This is a genomic window from Phaeovulum molybdatiresistens (assembly GCF_023544865.1).
In the GTDB taxonomy this organism is placed as follows: domain Bacteria; phylum Pseudomonadota; class Alphaproteobacteria; order Rhodobacterales; family Rhodobacteraceae; genus Pontitalea.
This window is the reverse complement of sequence record NZ_JAMJFX010000016.1, coordinates 69,376-85,753: the sequence shown is the minus strand read 5'-3', so window position 1 is coordinate 85,753 and position 16,378 is coordinate 69,376. Positions and strand designations below refer to the sequence as shown.

Here is a 16,378-nt window from a genome sequence, read left to right as displayed (position 1 = left end):
CAGGCGCCCCGTCACAACCTTCGCTGCTTCGGTGAAGCGGTATCTACGGAGAACAACAAACACACGCAAGAGGGAATTTTCGCAAAACCGTCATTTTTCTTGCGGGCCCCATATTTTGTTGGTGATTTTTTTGTCCCCCGCGCCGGAAACAGGGCGCCCCCGGGGCCAGGTCGGAACGAAAAGGGGGGCAGGATCGCCCCTGCCCCCCCGAATCCGCGCCCCGAATCCGCGTCCTAGCGCAGCAACTGGCGCCGCGCGCGCCACACTGCGGGCAACAATGCCGCCAGATAGGCCAGATCGACCAGAACCATCAGCATCCAGAATCGGGTGAACAAGATGCCCATCGCAATCGCCGTGCCGATCAGGATCAGCCCGACCCGCCCACGCGGAATGCGCAGCGCCTTGGGCGAAAAGGTCGGCAGGCGCGAAATCATCAGCACGCCCACGACACCCAGCCAGATCGCAACGATCATCGGCGCCTCTTGCGCGGGCACCAGCCCCGACAGCGACAGGAACACCGGGAACAACGCCAGCATGGCCCCCGCGGGCGCGGGTACGCCCACGAAATGCTTCGACGATGTCTCGGGCGCGCCGCGCATCACGTTGAACCGCGCCAACCGCAGGCACCCCGCCACCGCATAGATCAGCACAAAGATCCAACCCAGGCTGTTCGCCTCGCCCAGGGCAAAGCGATAGACCAGAAGCCCCGGCGCCACGCCGAAGTTCAGAAAATCGGACAGGCTGTCCAGTTCGGCCCCGAAATCCGACGTGGCCCGCAGGCGCCGCGCGATCAGACCGTCCAGCCCATCCAGCAGCGCCGCCAGCAGAATCAGCGACACCGCCAGTTCAAACCGCCCCACCATCGCAAAGCGAATCGCCGTCAGGCCCAGGCACAGCGCCGCGATCGTCACCAGATTCGGCACCAGCTGCAGAAAGGGCATTGGTTCCTGTTCGCGCTTTTCCATCCGCGCGCCCCTTACCGGATGCCGCCCATGCGGGCCGGCTCGTCCGAGGTCAGATCGGCCAGCACCGTTTCGCCCGCCACCATGGTCTGGCCAATGCAAACCAGCGGCGCCACGCCTTCGGGCAGATAGACATCCAGCCGCGAGCCGAACCGGATCAGGCCAAAGCGTTCGCCCGTCACCATCTGCTGGCCCTCTTTCACCTCGCACAGGATGCGCCGGGCAACCAGGCCCGCGATCTGCACCACGCCATAGCGCCGCCCGTCGGCCAGTTCGACCGCCAGGCCGTTACGCTCATTATCCTCGGACGCCTTGTCCAGCGAGGCGTTCAGGAACTTGCCCGGCCGATAGGCCACCGCCGTGATGCGCCCTTCCTGCGGGATGCGATTCACATGACAGTTGAAGACCGACATGAAGACCGAAATCCGCATCATCGGCGCCGTGCCCAGGCCCAGCTCGGCCGGGGGCACGGCGGGTTCCAGCAGCGACACCACCCCATCGGCGGGCGATACCATCAGGCCCGCGCGCGTGGGCGTCACCCGCACCGGATCGCGGAAGAAGTAATAGACCCAGACCGTCAGGCCCAGGCCGATCCAGCCCAGCGGATCCCAGATCAGGAACAGAACCAGCGTGATCGCCGCGGCGATGGCGACGAACTTGCGCCCCTCGCGGTGCATCGGCTTGACGAAGGTGGACAGCATCGAGACGGACATGGTTGGCCTTTCTTTTCTTTTCTCTTGCTTAGCGCATGGCGGCCTTGTTGAAAACATCGGCCCCGACCGCGCCGATCACATCCCGCGGCGCCCGCGCGGGCCCGATCAGGCGCGCAGCCCTGCGGACCTGACCGGCCGGAAATGAAAAACGCGGCCCGCAAGGACCGCGTTTTCCCAAACATATCGGCGCAGATCAGCGCTTCGAGAACTGGAAGGACCGGCGGGCCTTGGCCTTGCCGTATTTCTTCCGTTCGACCACGCGGCTGTCACGGGTCAGGAAGCCCGCGGCCTTCAGCGCGCCACGCAGGCTGGGTTCATACAGCTGCAGCGCCTTCGAAATGCCGTGCTTGACCGCACCGGCCTGACCCGACAGACCACCACCGGCAACGGTGGCCATCACGTCGAACTGGCCTTCAACGCCGGCCACCTGGAAGGGCTGACGCAGGATCATCTGCAGCACCGGACGGGCGAAATAAACCGCCATTTCCTTGCCGTTCACGATGACCTTGCCCGAACCGGGCTTGATCCAGACGCGGGCGACCGCGTCCTTACGCTTGCCGGTGGCATAGGCACGACCCAGCGCATCGCGCTGCGGCTCACGCGGGGCGGCTTCGGCGACGGCGGCGGGGATGCCCGAGACGGCCGACTTCAGATCGTCGAGGGATTTGAGTTCTTCGGCCATCTTACGCGCTCCGGGTGTTCTTCGGGTTCATCGACTTGACGTCGAGGACTTCGGGCTGCTGGGCTTCATGCGGATGGGCGGCCCCGGCGTAAACGCGCAGGTTCGACATCTGCTGACGGCCAAGACGGTTGCGCGAAATCATCCGCTCGACCGCCTTGATCACCACGCGCTCGGGATGCGCGCCTTCCAGGATCTGGCGGGCGGTGCGGTGCTTGATGCCGCCCGGGTGCCCAGTGTGCCAGTAGTATTTCTTTTCTTCACGCTTCGCGCCGGTCATCTGCACCTTGTCGGCGTTGATGATGATGACGTTGTCGCCCATGTCCATGTGCGGGGTGAAGGTCGGCTTGTGCTTGCCACGCAGGCGCATGGCGACGATCGTGGCAAGGCGGCCCAGAACGACGCCCTCGGCGTCGATCAGGATCCACTTCTTCTCGATCTCCGCCGGTTTTGCGGTATAGGTTTTCATCGACTTGTGGCCCTTGTTAGGGTTGTGGAATTCGGATGTGGGCTTTTCCGAGATTCCGGAACGGAAATCAAGCGACTTCGTGTTTGTTTTTTGTTTTAAAATCAATGCTATAAAAAATAGGTATCAAAATACCCCAAACTAACCCCCTGCCCTGGCGCCCGATTCAGCCCCCCGGGGGGATCGAATAGGTCATCGATGACCGCGCCACCGGGCTATCCTGCCCCTCGGACTGGATGATCACATCGCCCACCGCCAGCACCCGGCCCAGTTTCAGCAGGCGCGCATCCGCGATCAAATCGCAGCCCGCCGCAGGCTTGCGCATGAAATCGATATGCCCCGAGGTGGTGACCGCCAAGCCCACCGGCCCGATCCGCGACAGAATCGCCAGATAGACCGCCACATCGGCCAGCGCGAACATCGTGGGCCCCGACACCGTGCCCCCGGGGCGCAGGTGCCGCTCGGCCACCTTCAGGCGGACGGTGACGCCATCATCGGTCAGCCCCTCGATCACGAAATCATCCGCCACCTGCGGAAATTCACGCGCCAGAAAGTCGCTCAGCGCGGCGATATCCATCTTCGGTTCCATCTTCCCTCCCGCACGTCCTGTGCCTAGACTTCCGCCAAAAGGGAGGAATGGCAAGATGAGCGATCTGGTTCTGCGCGAAACCCATGGCAACGTGGCGCATCTGACGCTGAACGCCCCGGGCAGCCTGAATGCGCTGTCCGATGCGATGCTGGCGGCGCTGAAGGCGCGCCTGACCGAACTGGAAGCCGATGGCGCGGTGCGCGTGGTCGTGCTGAAAGGGGCGGGCAAGGCCTTTTGCGCGGGCCATGACCTGAAGGAAATGCAGGCCGGGCGGCAGGCCGAGGATGGCGGCCGGGCCTATTTCACCGATCTCTTCGCCCGCTGCGCCGAGGTGATGCAGATGATCCCCCGCCTGCCCCAGCCGGTGATCGCCCAGGTCCACGGCATCGCCACCGCCGCTGGCTGTCAGCTGGTCGCCAGCTGCGACATGGCCGTGGCAGCCGAAGCCACACGCTTTGGTGTGAACGGGGTGAACATCGGGCTGTTCTGTTCCACGCCGATGGTGGCGCTAAGCCGGAACGTACCGCGCAAGGTCGCCTTCGAAATGCTGACCACCGGCGAATTCATCGATGCCACCCGCGCCCGCGACGTGGGCCTGGTGAACCGCGTCGTGCCGCTTGACGCCTTGGCCGCGGAAACCGCGCGGCTGGCCGAAACCGTGGCCGCCAAGCTGGGGGCCGCAGTCAAGATCGGCAAGCGCGCCTTCTACGATCAGGCCGGGATGGACCTGGCCGGGGCCTATGCCCATGCCGGGGCGGTGATGGTGGAAAACATGCTTTGGCGCGATACGGCCGAGGGGATCGCCGCCTTCATCGAAAAGCGCAAGCCCGACTGGGCCGGCTGAGCGGAACCGGACCATGCAAGGGGGGCGCTGCCCCCCTCTTGGCGCGGACGCGCCAATTCACCCCCCGAGGTATTTTCGGCAAGGTGAAAGCAGCCGGTCAGCCCAGGGTGGCCAGGGCCGGGAAGGTTTCCAGCAGCCAGAACGAGAAATCCGAGAAGCTGCCCGTCAGCATCATCAACCCGACCGTCCAGAGCAGCAAGCCCGAGATCCGCTCAATCCGGCCCATGTGACGCTTCATCCAGGCCATAACGCCGCCAAGCGCCGGGAAGAAGGCCGCAACCAGAAGGAAGGGAATGCCCAGACCCAGCGCATAGGCCGCAAGCAGCGCGGTGCCGCGGGCCAGATCGGCCTCGCTCGCGGCCAGGCTGAGGATGGCGCCCAGGATCGGGCCCAGGCAGGGCGTCCAGCCAAAGGCGAAGGCCAGGCCCAAGACATAGGCGCCAAAGGCCGACCCACCCCGTTCGCCCGCATCAATGCGCGCCTCGCGGTCCATGAAGCCGATGCGGAAGATGCCCAGGAAATGCAGGCCAAAGACCATGATCACCAGGCCCGCCAGCGTGGTGAACCAATCCTGATACTGCAGAAGGACGCGCCCCGCCGCCGAGGCCGCGAAGCCCAGCAGCAGAAAGACCGTCGACAGGCCCAGCACGAAGAAGGCGGCGGCGACCAGAACCGGGCCGCGCCGCGCCGCCCGGCCCGACATCTCGGTGACCGAGACCCCGCCCATATAGGCCAGATAGGGGGGCACGATCGGCAGCACGCAGGGGCTCAGGAATGACAAAAGCCCTGCCGACAGCGCCACGATGGCGGCGGGCAGGAAGGCGGCATCAAGAATGAGGTCTATTTCGAACATGGCCGAGACTTATCCCAATGGCGCGCCCGCGTCACCGGGCGCGATGTCACATCGGCGTGGGGAGGTGGAAAACCCGGTGCCCCTGACGAAAACTGCCGGGCACATGGCCCGGCAGTCGGATCGGGATCGGCTCAGCGGCCCAGCGACCACCAGCCGCGGCGGCGAGGCTTGTCATCGGCGCCAGTATCGGCGCCAGCGCCAGGCGCACCATCGCCCTCATCCACCTGCAGGTCCGGCAGATCCGGCATCTCGACCGGGGTCTGGGCCGGGGCTTCACCGGGGGCTTCGACCGGGGCCTCTGGCGGCGGCGCGACAGGGCTTTCCTGCGGCGGCGCCACCGGAGCCTCGGCCGGGGTCACCCCCGGGACTTCGGCGGGAACCTCGGCCGGCGGGGTCTGATCGGGCTGGCCCGGTTCGGCACTTGCCGTCGCCACAGCGGCCTTGCGGCTGCGCGTCCGCTTCGGCTTGGCCGGGGCTTCGACCGCGTCGGGCGCCGTTTCGGCAGCGACCGGATGCGCCTCGGGGGCAGCCTCCTGGGCGACGGCCTTGGTCCGGCTACGGCTGCGCGCGGGCTTCTTGGCCGCCGGTGCGGCGGCTTCGGCCTGCGCCGCTTCGCCCTGTTCGGCTTCCGTGGCCGGCTCGGCCTCGGCCTTCTTGCGGCGGGTGCGGCTGCGCGATTTCGGCGCACTGGCCTCGACCGTCTCGGGCGCTTGCGGCGCGGGTTCAGCCGCAACAGGTTCCGCCGCCGTTGCGATCACCGGCTCGGCCGACAAAGCCTCGGCGCCAGCCTGTTCTTCCTCGGCCTCTTCGGACTCTGCCTCGGTTCCGGTGCGGCCTGCCTCGGCCTCGCCATTGCCTTTCTTGCGACGACGACGACGGCGCTTCTTCTTGCGGGTCCCCTCTTCGCCGGCCTCGTCGCGCGCGCTGTCCTGCGCCTCGACTACCTCCTCGGCCTCCTCGACCTCGTCGGCTTCAAGGATCAGCTCTTCCTCGGCCTCGTCGATCTCGGCCATCAGCCGCGCATCGACGGATACCGCCTGGCTGACCACCTCGGGGACGACGCGCGTCGCGGTCTTGAACTTCTCGATCGCGAAATCGGGGCTGACCAGCGACGGATCGGCCTCAACCCGGACCGACATGCCATAGCGCGCCTCGATCCCGGCGACATGTTCGCGTTTCGCGTTCATCAGGTAGTTGGCCACCGCGACCGGCGCCTTGACCAGCACCTCGCGCGAGCGTTTGCGCGTGCCCTCTTCCTCGATCGCGCGCAGGATCTGCAGCGCCAGGCTGTCATCGGACCGGATCAGCCCGGTGCCGTGGCAATGCGGACAGGGTTGGGTGGTCGATTCGATCATGCCCGGGCGCAGGCGCTGACGGCTCATTTCCAGCAGGCCAAAGCCCGAGATCCGGCCCACCTGAATCCGCGCGCGGTCGGTTTTCAGCTTTTCCTTCAGGCGCTTCTCGACGGCGGCGTTGTTCCTGCGCTCTTCCATGTCGATGAAGTCGATGACGATCAGACCGGCCAGGTCGCGCAGGCGCAGCTGACGGGCGACCTCATCGGCGGCTTCCAGGTTGGTCTTAAGCGCGGTCTCCTCGATCGAGCCTTCCTTGGTGGCCCGGCCCGAGTTCACGTCGATCGCCACCAGCGCCTCGGTGACGCCGATCACGATATAGCCGCCCGATTTCAGCTGCACGACCGGGTTGAACATGGCGCCCAGATAGCTTTCCACCTGGAAGCGCGCGAACAGCGGCAGTTGTTCGTTGTAGTGCTTCACGTTCTTGGCGTGGGACGGCATGATCATCTTCATGAAGTCCTTGGCCGCACGATAGCCCCGATCCCCTTCGACCAGAACCTCGTCGATATCCTTGCTGTAAAGGTCGCGGATCGTGCGCTTGATCAGATCGCCTTCCTCATAGACCGGGGCGGGCGCGATGGATTTCAGCGTCAGTTCGCGGATCTGTTCCCACAGGCGCATCAGATATTCATAGTCGCGCCGGATTTCGGTCCGGGTGCGCTGGCTGCCGGCGGTGCGGATGATCAGGCCCGCGCCCTGCGGCACCTCAAGCTCTGAGGCGATTTCCTTCAGCTTCTTGCGGTCGGCGGCATTGGTGATCTTGCGCGAAATCCCGCCCCCGCGCGCGGTGTTGGGCATCAGCACGCAATAGCGGCCCGCCAGCGACAGATAGGTGGTCAGCGCTGCGCCCTTGTTGCCGCGCTCTTCCTTGACCACCTGCACCAGCATGATCTGGCGCACCTTGATCACTTCCTGGATCTTGTAGCGGCGCGGGCGCGGCTTGCGCGGGGCGCTGATTTCCTCGGCAACGTCCTCTTCGGCGACCGATTCGATCTCATCATCGGTTTCGGCGGCATGATCGGCAGCCACATAGGGCTCGTCCTCGCGCGCCTCGGCAGAGATGTCCGCGGCGACATCATCCCCCTGGTCGTCACCGGGTGCCGATACCGGCGGTTCGGCGGCCTCTTCGGCCCCGATCTCGGGCATGTCCAGAACGCCAACCCCGGCCTCATCGGTGGCATCGGCATCGATCACCGCCATACCCGGGATTTCCTCGGACCGCAGCACCGCATCGGCATCGGCGGCCTTCTCGGCACGCGCCCCGTTGCGCGACCGCGGCCGCGACCGGCGTGCGCTGCGCGCCCGTTCCTCGGCTTCCTCGGCCTCGGCATAGGCGCGCTCTTCCTCAAGCAGCGCCTGACGGTCGGCCACCGGGATCTGATAGTAATCGGGATGGATCTCGGCAAAGGCCAGGAAACCGTGGCGATTGCCGCCATAATCCACGAAAGCCGCCTGCAGCGACGGCTCGACCCGTGTCACCTTCGCCAGATAGATGTTCCCGGCCAGTTGCCGTTTGTTGATGGTCTCAAAGTCGAATTCCTCGACCTTGTTTCCGTCCACCACCACCACGCGGGTTTCTTCCGCATGGGTGGCATCGATAAGCATTTTCTTCGCCATTTATCCTGGTTCCCCATGCCGGACCCCGCCCATCCGCAGCGCGGAGGGCGGGGCCTGCATGGTTTTTCGTTGAGGCGATGACGGTGAATTTCAGGCAGGCGGCGGCGACCAATGGCCCGCCCCTCATCACCTGCCCGATCCGTTCACCCGTCATCGCGGTTCTTTCCCAAGCGCGGGTGCCCCCGGCGCCCATCTGAAAACCCGCGGCGCATCGCACCGACGGGCAAACTTGCGGCCTTGCGGCCAATCGGTTGACCCTGGACCGGACCCGCCATCGCGAAGGTCCTTTGGCCCGGAAATCAGCGAATTCCGTGGGCAAGGCGCGAAAAACACCGCGCGGTGCCGACATGGGCCGACAATAGCGGCACAGCGCCCGCAAAGACAATCGCTTTTTCGTCACCCAATGGTTAACGCCCCCGCCGAAATCGCCGGGCGGCACCTGCGGAAGCCTCCGGCGGAGGTATTTTTGGCAAGATGAAATCCGCAGTCTTCATCTTGCCCGAAATACCTCGGGGGTGAATTGGCCCGTGGCCAAGAGGGGGCAGCGCCCCCTGCCCCGGCGCCCGCCGTCGCGCCGTCAGAGGTAGTCGCCGCGCGACAGACCGTATTTTGCCATCTTCTCATTCAGCGTGCGGCGCGGCAGGCAAAGTTCCTCCATCACCGCCGCGATCGATCCCTTGTGGCGGCGCATCGTATTGTCGATCAGCATCTTCTCGAAGCTTTCGACATATTCCTTGAGCGGCTTGCCCTCGGTTGTGATGGCCGGGCCCGCCTCCTCATTGTCGGCCATCAGCAGCGAGGCGATGGACCCCGTGCCACGGCGGTTTTGCAGCACCGCGCGTTCGGCCACATTGATCAGCTGGCGCACATTGCCCGGCCAGGGCGCCTGCAGCAGTTGGGCGGCCTCTTGCGCCGAAACCTCGGGCGCCTCGCAGCCATATTCCTCGGCGAATTGTTCGGCCATGCGGTTGAACAGCGTCAGGATGTCCTCGCCGCGCTGGCGCAGGGGCGGCAGCGTGATCTTCAGCGCCGCCAGCCGGAAATACAGATCGGGGCGCAACGCATCCTCGACGGTGCGGCCCTCGCCATGGGTGTTGCAAATGCCGATGATGCGGGTTTCGGGCGGCATTCCCTGATCGTTGATGAAGGTCAGAAGCCGCGCCTGAAGACCCTGGCTCAGCGCCTCGATATCCTCAAGGCACAGCGTGCCGCCGCGCGCATCTTCGACCAGGGGCAGCGCGCCGCCCTCTTCGACCGGCCCAAACAGCTTGGCCGCCAGCCCGTCCTCGGAATAGGCGGCACAATTCACGGGCACGAATTTCTTGCCCGCGCGCGGGCCCACCGCATGCAGCGCATGGGCCACCAGCGTCTTGCCGGTGCCGGTTTCCCCGTCGATCAGCACATGGCCATCGGCCTGGCCGAGATCTAGGATATCTTCGCGCAGCCGCTCCATCGGGGCCGAGGTGCCTATCAGCTTGCCCATCACCTGCGCCCCTTCGGCCAGGTCACGGCGCAGCGCGCGGTTGTCCAGCGTCATCCGCCGGGCCTGGGTGGCGCGCTTGGCCAGTTCGGTCATCCGGTCCGGGTTGAAGGGCTTTTCCATGAAATCCATCGCGCCCAGCCGCATCGCCTCAACCGCCATCGGCACATCGCCATGCCCGGTGATCATGATCACCGGCAGCCCGCTATCCAGGCTCATCAGCCGCTTGAGAAAGGCCATCCCGTCCATGCCCGGCATGCGGATATCGGAAATCACCACGCCCGGCCAATCCGCGCCGATCACCTTCAGCGCCTCTTCGGCGCTGGCATAGGTCTCGGTGTCAAAGCCCGACAGCGCCAGCCACTGGCTGACCGACTGGCGCATGTCCTCCTCATCGTCGACAATCGCCACCTTCATCATGCGCGCCATGAAATCACTCCGCTGCTCTCAATCCTGTCTTGCGTGCCCCGCCCGTATGCAGGGGCAACTGCATTTCAAAGACGGCACCGCCGCCTTCTGCATTATGCGCCGTTAGCCGGCCGCCGAAATCGCTAACGATCGAGGATGAAATCGCCAGCCCCAATCCGGTTCCCTCGCCCGGCTTTTTCGTGGTCCAGAACGGCTCGAACAGCTTGTCCAGATCCGAGATCCCGGGACCGTTGTCGCGCACCGCCAGCACCGCGCTTTCCCCCGCGGTCAGCAACAGCTCCACCTGCGGTTCGGCGACAGACTTCGTCGCATCCAGCGCGTTGCGCAACAGATTGATGATCACTTGTTCGAGACGGATCCGGTCAGCCATCACCATCACCGGGCCCCGCGCCAGCGTCCGCGTGATCCGCACCGTGCGCGCGCGCAACTGCGGCTCCATCATCGCCAAAGCCGAGCTGATGGCCGCACGAAGATCAACAGGTTCAAAGGCTTCGCCGCCTTTTCTCGCGTAGGACTTCAACTGCCGGGTGATCGCGCCCATGCGTTCTATCAGATCGTCGATGCGCTGGAAGGACGACAACGCCTCTTCGCCCCGTCCGCGCTGCAGCAACAGCCGCGCGCCCGCCAGATAGGTCTTCATCGCCGCCAGCGGCTGGTTCAACTCATGGCTGACCGCTGCCGACATTTCGCCCAGGGCCGCCAATTTCGACGATTGCGCCAGCGTCAGTTCGGCCACCGCCAGGTCTTTCTGCACCCTCTCACGCTCGGCGATCTCGCGGCTCAGCCGGGCGTTCAGCGCGCGCAATTCGGCCGACTCGCGCCGGTAGGCCGCGCTTTGCACCCGCGCCCGGCGCGAACGCCAGTAGAACGCCAGCGCCAGCAGGATCGCAAAGCCCATGATCTCCAGCGCCAGCACCGCATTCACGCGCTCGCGCACCGATTCGTAGCCGGTGAAGGCCACCATCCTCCAGCCGCGGAAGGGGATGCGCGCCTCGGTCCGCATCACGGCGGTCCCGCTCAGATAGGCGTCCGGGGGCACGTTCGCCCAATCGGCCGTGGCCTGCAACGCCCGCCGGATCGCAGAAGGGGCCGAACGTGCTGCCAGTGCCTGCTCGATCGTCAGCCCGCGCCAGCGCGGCTCGGTCGTCAGGATGATCCGGCCCTCGCTGTCACTGACCGCAACTGCATCCGAAATCCCCGCCCAGGAGCGTTCGAATTTCTGCAATTCCGCCTCGACCACGATCACACCCACCGGGCGGCCATCGCTGACCAGCGCGCGGGAATAGATGAACTCGGTCCCCCCGGTGTCACGGGCGACGGCGGTAAAGACCGTCTCACGCGACCGCTGCGCCTCAACGAAGAACGGCGCGCTTGCATAGGATGTGCCCAGCAGGTTGCGGTTCGTTGCCGCAACCGTCCGCCCCGACATGTCCAGCAGCCGGATCGACGCCGCCGCAATGTCGCGCCGCGCCGTGATCAGCAGCCCCGAGGTGGTGGCGAAATTGCCCGATTCCAGCGCCCGGATCAGCGCCGGATCGCGCGCCAGCAGCAGCGGCACCACGCCGGTGCGCTGCAACTCGCTCATGATATTGCCCGAATACAGCGCCAGCCGCAGCTCGGTGCGCACGCGGGTCGTTTCGGTGAACCGTTCGGTCAGCCAGGCATTGGTGATCCAGATCACCGCCACCGCCAGCGCCAGAATGCCCCCCAGCGCGATGCGCATCAACCAGCGCCCGCGCCGCGAGGGGCCCGCGACGCCCGACTGATCAGATTGTTGCATGGTCCCGGACATGGGCAGACCTTAGGCCAAGCCCCCGCCCCCAACAAGGCACGGCACTCAGGCGCCCGCCATCATCCCGGCCAACGCGCGGAAAAGCGCCACCCCGTCGGTGCCACCCTGGGCTTGCTCGACCGCACGCTCTGGATGCGGCATCATCCCCAGAACCCGGCGGTTCTCGCTCAGCACGCCCGCGATATCGGCCATCGACCCGTTGGGATTGTCGGCATAGCGGAACGCCACCCGGTCCTCGCCCTCCAGTCGCGCCAAACCCTCGGCATCGATCGTGTAATTGCCGTCGTGATGGGCGATCGGAAACACCACCTCATCGCCCTTGGCATAGCCCGAGGTATAGATGCTGTCCGCCGTCGCGACCCGTAGCGTCACCGGCTTGCAGATGTATTTCAACGAGGCATTGCGCATCAGCGCACCGGGCAAAAGCCCCATCTCGGTCAGGATCTGAAAGCCGTTGCAGATCCCGATCACATGCCCGCCCCGGCCTGCGAAATCCCGCACCGCCCGGCCAATCGGGCTTTGCGCCGCAATCGCGCCACAGCGCAGATAATCGCCATAGGAAAACCCGCCCGGCACGCCCACGATATCGATGCCCGCGGGCAGATCGGTATCCTTGTGCCAGACCCGCACCACATCGGCCCCCGCCAGCTCGAAGCCACGGGCTAGGTCACGGTCGCAGTTCGACCCGGGAAAGGTGATGACGGCGGCTTTCATCGCAAGCGCTCCTGCTTTCATCTTGCCGAAAATACCTCGGGGGTCCGGGGGCAGCGCCCCCGGGCGGCCCCTCAGGCGATCTCGATGGTGTATTTCTCGATCACGGTATTGGCGAGCAGCTTTTCGCACATCGCCTTCACCTCGGCCTCGGCCGCGGCGCGGTCGGTCGCGGACAGTTCCAGATCGATCACCTTGCCCTGACGCACGGTTTCCACCCCGGAAAAGCCCAGCGTGCCCAGCGCATGGCGCACGGCCTCGCCCTGCGGGTCCAGAACCCCATCCTTCAGCATGACATGAACACGCGCCTTCATCGCGGAGGTCCCTTTCAGTTGATCAGCGTCGGCTTGATATTGGTGGCATTGGCGGGCAACACACCCAGACGGCGCGCCACCTCGGAATAGGCGTCCGTCAGGCTGCCCAGATCGCGACGGAACACGTCCTTGTCCAGCTTCTGCCCGGTCTTCACATCCCACAGCCGGCAGCTGTCGGGGCTGATTTCATCGGCGACGATCAGGCGCGTGAAATCGCCATCCCAGATCCGGCCGATCTCGATCTTGAAATCGATCAGCTTGATGCCGACGCCATAGAACACGCCCGACAGGAAATCGTTGACCCGCAGCGCCAGCGCCACGATGTCATCCAGATCCTGCTGATTGGCCCAGCCAAAGGCGATAATGTATTCCTCGCTGACCATCGGGTCGCCCAGCGCATCGTTCTTGTAGCTGTATTCGACGATCGGACGCGGCAGCGGGGTGCCCTCTTCCAGGCCCAGCCGCTTGGCGATGGATCCGGCCGCGAAATTGCGCACGATCACTTCCAGCGGCACGATCTCGACCTGGCGGATCAGCTGCTCGCGCATGTTCAGGCGGCGGATGAAGTGAGTGGGCACGCCGATATTGGCCAGCCCGGTCATGAAGAATTCGGACAGGCGGTTGTTCAATACGCCCTTGCCCTCGATCGTCGCCTTCTTCTGTGCGTTGAAGGCGGTCGCGTCATCCTTGAAATACTGCACCAGGGTGCCCGGTTCCGGGCCCTCGTACAGGATCTTCGCTTTGCCTTCGTAAATCTTCTTGCGCCGGGGTGCCATGGCTGCTCCGTTCGGTAACTGCCGCGAGGTCCCGCCGACAGCTCCGGCGCAGCCCCGCGGATGCGGCAGGGCCCAAGGCCCCTTTGTCGCCCCTATAGGCCAAGGCAGCCCGCGCCGCAAGGCAAACAGGCATGCCGGTCACAGGCGCACGGGGACTTGCACGGGGACTTGCAGGCTGCGCCCGACGCAGGCATATGGGAAGTGACAACCATATCCACTGACGGGGGCCCCCATGACCACCTTCGACGATCGCGAAAACGCCTTTGAGAACAAGTTCGCCCATGATGCCGAACTGCAGTTCAAGGCCGAGGCGCGGCGCAACAAGCTGCTGGGGCTCTGGGCCGCCGGCCTCCTGGGCAAATCCGGCGCCGAGGCCGAGGCCTATGCCAAGGAGGTCATCGCCGCCGATTTCCAGGAAGCCGGCCACGAAGATGTCTACCGCAAGGTCGCCGGCGATCTGGGCGATCGTGCCGATGAAACGACGATCCGCACCCGCATGGAAGAGCTGATGGCCGAGGCCAAGCGCCAGATCATGAACGAGGCCTGATCGGGCCCCGCCCGCGCGCCGACGATACCCGGCCCGGATACCGCTTGCGCGCCGCAGCCCCGCTGTGGCGCGTTTTTCATGGGCGCGACTCTGCCCCACCCGCGCCACAAGAAATTTGCCAACCGCGCCGCGCCGTGGCACAGCTGATCCAACACCCCACGGCCCGAGAGTGAAAGGCCCGATCATGCCCGACGCCCCCCAGACGCCCGATCCGGCACCCGCCGCCCCCGCCAACGCCCTCAGCCGGCTTTTGCAGACCCGCGACTGGCTGATGGCCGATGGCGCCACGGGGACCAACCTGTTCAACATGGGCCTTGCCTCGGGCGAGCCGCCCGAACTTTGGAACATCGATCACCCCGACCGCATCCGCAGCCTCTATCGCGGCGCGGTCGAGGCGGGGTCGGACATCTTCCTGACCAATTCCTTCGGCGCCAATGCCAGCCGGCTGAAACTGCACAATGCCCAGGGCCGCGTGGCCGAACTCAACCGCCGCGCCGCCGAACTGGGCCGCGAGATCGCCGATGCGGCCGGACGCCCGGTGGTCGTGGCAGGCTCGATGGGGCCCACGGGCGACATCTTCGCGCCAATGGGCACGCTGACCCATGACGTCGCGGTCGAGATGTTCCACGAACAGGCCGAGGCGCTGAAGGCCGGGGGGGCCGATGTGCTGTGGGTCGAAACGATCTCGGCCCCCGAGGAATTCCGCGCCGCCGCCGAAGCCGCGCGGCTGGCCGCAATGCCCTGGTGCGGCACCATGAGCTTTGACACCGCCGGGCGCACCATGATGGGCGTGACCTCGGCCCAGCTGGCGGCCCTGGTCGAGAAATTGCCAAATCCGCCCATCGCCTATGGCGCCAATTGCGGCGTCGGCGCCTCGGACCTTTTGCGCAGCGTGCTGGGCTTTGCCGCCGCGGGCAGCGAACGCCCGGTGATCGCCAAGGGCAATGCCGGCATCCCGAAATATCACGACGGCCATATCCACTACGATGGCACGCCCGAACTGATGGCCGATTATGCGGTGCTGGCACGCGATGCGGGCGCCACGATCATCGGCGGCTGCTGTGGCACCATGCCGGTGCATCTGCGCGCGATGCGCGCGGCGCTGGAAAACCGCCCCCGCGGCCCCCGCCCCACGCTGGAAGAGATTTCGGCACGGCTTGGCCCGTTTTCCTCCAGCTCGGACGGCACAGGCGGGGAAGAGGGTGCGGCGCGCGAACGGCGCGGTCGGCGCCGCAGCTGACCGGTCACGCGCCCGGCGCGGCGGATGCCTCCGGCGGGAGTATTTGGACCAAGAAGAAGCCAGCCGCCCGAACCTGCTGCTGTGGCTTCTTCTTGGCAAAAATACTCGGACACCACAGGCCAGCGGCGCAGCGCCGGGGCAATTGCGCAAGGCCAACCGCGATCCCCGTGCCCGCCTGTCGGAACCGAAGGGGCGCATGTCGCAATCCGCCAACTCGGCCGCGCGCTTTGAGCCCATCAAGAAGGCATGCGACCCGCCAGGAGACAGCACAATGGCCGAAGACGACGACATCATCCTTTCGGAACTGGATGACGAAGAGCTTGTGCTTCAGATGATGGACGATCTCTATGACGGCATGAAGGAAGAGATCGAGGAGGCCGTTCAGATCCTGCTCGACCGCGGCTGGACGCCCTATGACGTGCTGACCAAGGCGCTGGTCGCCGGCATGACAATCGTCGGCAATGATTTCCGCGATGGCATCCTGTTCGTGCCCGAGGTGCTGCTGGCGGCCAATGCGATGAAGGGGGGGATGGCGATCCTCAAGCCGCTTCTGGTGGAAACCGGCGCCCCGCGCATGGGCAAGATGGTGATCGGCACGGTCAAGGGCGACATTCATGACATCGGCAAGAACCTGGTTGCGATGATGATGGAGGGCGCGGGCTTCGAGGTCGTCGATCTGGGCATCAACAACCCCGCCGAGGCCTATCTGGAGGCCGCGGCACGCGAAGGCGCGGACATCATCGGCATGTCGGCCTTGCTGACCACGACCATGCCCTACATGAAGGTCGTGATCGACACGCTGAAGGAGCGGGGCCTGCGCGACCATTACATCGTGCTGGTGGGCGGCGCGCCCTTGAATGAGGAATTCGGCCGCGCGATCGGGGCGGATGCCTATTGCCGCGATGCCGCGGTGGCGGTGGAAACCGCCAAGCAGTTCATCGCACGCAAGCACAACCAGTTGCCCGGATAGGACGGGTCGCGACCGCCAGATAGGCCTTTCCCTTCGCCCGC

The 16,378-nt window shown here is 65.6% G+C and carries 16 protein-coding genes; 4 read left to right on the top strand and 12 right to left on the bottom strand.

All coding sequences use genetic code 11. The features are described from left to right. Window positions 1-233: 233 nt before the first annotated feature. The 5 genes from pssA to MXB90_RS11970 form a co-directional block, all read right to left on the bottom strand. A complete protein-coding gene (pssA, locus tag MXB90_RS11990; RefSeq protein ID WP_250045100.1) occupies window positions 234-965 on the bottom strand; it encodes a CDP-diacylglycerol--serine O-phosphatidyltransferase in 732 nt (243 codons plus the stop codon). A gap of 11 nt (window positions 966-976) precedes the next feature. Then, complete coding sequence (locus MXB90_RS11985) at window positions 977-1,732, bottom strand: phosphatidylserine decarboxylase (protein ID WP_284040814.1); 756 nt, start codon at window positions 1,730-1,732, stop codon at window positions 977-979. Window positions 1,733-1,868: 136 nt separating this feature from the next. After that, window positions 1,869-2,357, bottom strand: a complete 489-nt coding sequence (gene rpsI / locus MXB90_RS11980; RefSeq protein ID WP_250045096.1) for a 30S ribosomal protein S9 — start codon at window positions 2,355-2,357, stop codon at window positions 1,869-1,871. Between the two features lies 1 nt (window position 2,358). Further along, window positions 2,359-2,823 (bottom strand): 50S ribosomal protein L13, encoded by a 465-nt coding sequence (rplM, locus tag MXB90_RS11975; RefSeq protein WP_250045094.1) that lies wholly within the window; start codon window positions 2,821-2,823, stop codon window positions 2,359-2,361. Window positions 2,824-2,986: 163 nt separating this feature from the next. After that, the gene (locus MXB90_RS11970) at window positions 2,987-3,409 is read right to left on the bottom strand and encodes a PaaI family thioesterase (RefSeq protein ID WP_250045086.1); all 423 of its coding nucleotides are present in this window, start codon (window positions 3,407-3,409) and stop codon (window positions 2,987-2,989) included. Window positions 3,410-3,464: 55 nt separating this feature from the next. On the opposite strand from MXB90_RS11970, the gene MXB90_RS11965 reads away from it, so the two are divergent. Continuing rightward, entirely contained in the window at window positions 3,465-4,253 is a 789-nt protein-coding gene (locus tag MXB90_RS11965; protein WP_250045084.1) for an enoyl-CoA hydratase, read from the top strand. 97 nt (window positions 4,254-4,350) lie between these two features. Here MXB90_RS11965 and MXB90_RS11960 read toward each other — a convergent pair whose 3' ends face one another. From MXB90_RS11960 to purC, 7 genes are all read right to left on the bottom strand, one after another. Next, complete coding sequence (locus MXB90_RS11960) at window positions 4,351-5,106, bottom strand: cytochrome c biogenesis CcdA family protein (RefSeq protein WP_250045082.1); 756 nt, start codon at window positions 5,104-5,106, stop codon at window positions 4,351-4,353. A 131-nt stretch (window positions 5,107-5,237) separates the two neighbouring features. Next, on the bottom strand, window positions 5,238-8,078 hold the full coding sequence (locus tag MXB90_RS11955) for an Rne/Rng family ribonuclease (RefSeq protein WP_250045080.1): 2,841 nt from the start codon (window positions 8,076-8,078) through the stop codon (window positions 5,238-5,240). Between the two features lie 577 nt (window positions 8,079-8,655). Next, window positions 8,656-9,987, bottom strand: coding sequence for a sigma-54-dependent transcriptional regulator (locus MXB90_RS11950; RefSeq protein ID WP_250045079.1), 1,332 nt, complete (start codon window positions 9,985-9,987; stop codon window positions 8,656-8,658). A 4-nt stretch (window positions 9,988-9,991) separates the two neighbouring features. Then, window positions 9,992-11,779 (bottom strand): sensor histidine kinase, encoded by a 1,788-nt coding sequence (locus MXB90_RS11945; protein ID WP_462982295.1) that lies wholly within the window; start codon window positions 11,777-11,779, stop codon window positions 9,992-9,994. 45 nt (window positions 11,780-11,824) lie between these two features. After that, window positions 11,825-12,493, bottom strand: coding sequence for a phosphoribosylformylglycinamidine synthase subunit PurQ (purQ, locus tag MXB90_RS11940; protein WP_250045077.1), 669 nt, complete (start codon window positions 12,491-12,493; stop codon window positions 11,825-11,827). 71 nt (window positions 12,494-12,564) lie between these two features. After that, a complete protein-coding gene (purS, locus tag MXB90_RS11935; RefSeq protein ID WP_250045076.1) occupies window positions 12,565-12,804 on the bottom strand; it encodes a phosphoribosylformylglycinamidine synthase subunit PurS in 240 nt (79 codons plus the stop codon). Between the two features lie 14 nt (window positions 12,805-12,818). Further along, entirely contained in the window at window positions 12,819-13,580 is a 762-nt protein-coding gene (gene purC, locus MXB90_RS11930; RefSeq protein ID WP_250045055.1) for a phosphoribosylaminoimidazolesuccinocarboxamide synthase, read from the bottom strand. A gap of 232 nt (window positions 13,581-13,812) precedes the next feature. Here purC and MXB90_RS11925 point away from each other — a divergent pair, with 232 nt between their 5' ends. From MXB90_RS11925 to MXB90_RS11915, 3 genes are all read left to right on the top strand, one after another. Next, window positions 13,813-14,127, top strand: coding sequence for a DUF1476 domain-containing protein (locus MXB90_RS11925; protein ID WP_250045052.1), 315 nt, complete (start codon window positions 13,813-13,815; stop codon window positions 14,125-14,127). Window positions 14,128-14,311: 184 nt separating this feature from the next. Then, on the top strand, window positions 14,312-15,367 hold the full coding sequence (gene bmt, locus MXB90_RS11920) for a betaine--homocysteine S-methyltransferase (protein WP_250045049.1): 1,056 nt from the start codon (window positions 14,312-14,314) through the stop codon (window positions 15,365-15,367). A 271-nt stretch (window positions 15,368-15,638) separates the two neighbouring features. Beyond that, complete coding sequence (locus MXB90_RS11915; RefSeq protein WP_250045046.1) at window positions 15,639-16,337, top strand: corrinoid protein; 699 nt, start codon at window positions 15,639-15,641, stop codon at window positions 16,335-16,337. Window positions 16,338-16,378 lie beyond the last annotated feature (41 nt).

What these genes read in the sequence shown, in the direction of transcription:
- pssA (WP_250045100.1), bottom strand. Translation starts at nt 965, where the DNA reads ATGGAAAAGCGCGAACAGGAACCAATGCCCTTTCTGCAGCTGGTGCCG.
- MXB90_RS11985 (WP_284040814.1), bottom strand. Translation starts at nt 1,732, where the DNA reads ATGTTTTCAACAAGGCCGCCATGCGCTAAGCAAGAGAAAAGAAAAGAA.
- rpsI (WP_250045096.1), bottom strand. Translation starts at nt 2,357, where the DNA reads ATGGCCGAAGAACTCAAATCCCTCGACGATCTGAAGTCGGCCGTCTCG.
- rplM (WP_250045094.1), bottom strand. Translation starts at nt 2,823, where the DNA reads ATGAAAACCTATACCGCAAAACCGGCGGAGATCGAGAAGAAGTGGATC.
- MXB90_RS11970 (WP_250045086.1), bottom strand. Translation starts at nt 3,409, where the DNA reads ATGGAACCGAAGATGGATATCGCCGCGCTGAGCGACTTTCTGGCGCGT.
- MXB90_RS11965 (WP_250045084.1), top strand. Translation starts at nt 3,465, where the DNA reads ATGAGCGATCTGGTTCTGCGCGAAACCCATGGCAACGTGGCGCATCTG.
- MXB90_RS11960 (WP_250045082.1), bottom strand. Translation starts at nt 5,106, where the DNA reads ATGTTCGAAATAGACCTCATTCTTGATGCCGCCTTCCTGCCCGCCGCC.
- MXB90_RS11955 (WP_250045080.1), bottom strand. Translation starts at nt 8,078, where the DNA reads ATGGCGAAGAAAATGCTTATCGATGCCACCCATGCGGAAGAAACCCGC.
- MXB90_RS11950 (WP_250045079.1), bottom strand. Translation starts at nt 9,987, where the DNA reads ATGGCGCGCATGATGAAGGTGGCGATTGTCGACGATGAGGAGGACATG.
- MXB90_RS11945 (WP_462982295.1), bottom strand. Translation starts at nt 11,779, where the DNA reads ATGTCCGGGACCATGCAACAATCTGATCAGTCGGGCGTCGCGGGCCCC.
- purQ (WP_250045077.1), bottom strand. Translation starts at nt 12,493, where the DNA reads ATGAAAGCCGCCGTCATCACCTTTCCCGGGTCGAACTGCGACCGTGAC.
- purS (WP_250045076.1), bottom strand. Translation starts at nt 12,804, where the DNA reads ATGAAGGCGCGTGTTCATGTCATGCTGAAGGATGGGGTTCTGGACCCG.
- purC (WP_250045055.1), bottom strand. Translation starts at nt 13,580, where the DNA reads ATGGCACCCCGGCGCAAGAAGATTTACGAAGGCAAAGCGAAGATCCTG.
- MXB90_RS11925 (WP_250045052.1), top strand. Translation starts at nt 13,813, where the DNA reads ATGACCACCTTCGACGATCGCGAAAACGCCTTTGAGAACAAGTTCGCC.
- bmt (WP_250045049.1), top strand. Translation starts at nt 14,312, where the DNA reads ATGCCCGACGCCCCCCAGACGCCCGATCCGGCACCCGCCGCCCCCGCC.
- MXB90_RS11915 (WP_250045046.1), top strand. Translation starts at nt 15,639, where the DNA reads ATGGCCGAAGACGACGACATCATCCTTTCGGAACTGGATGACGAAGAG.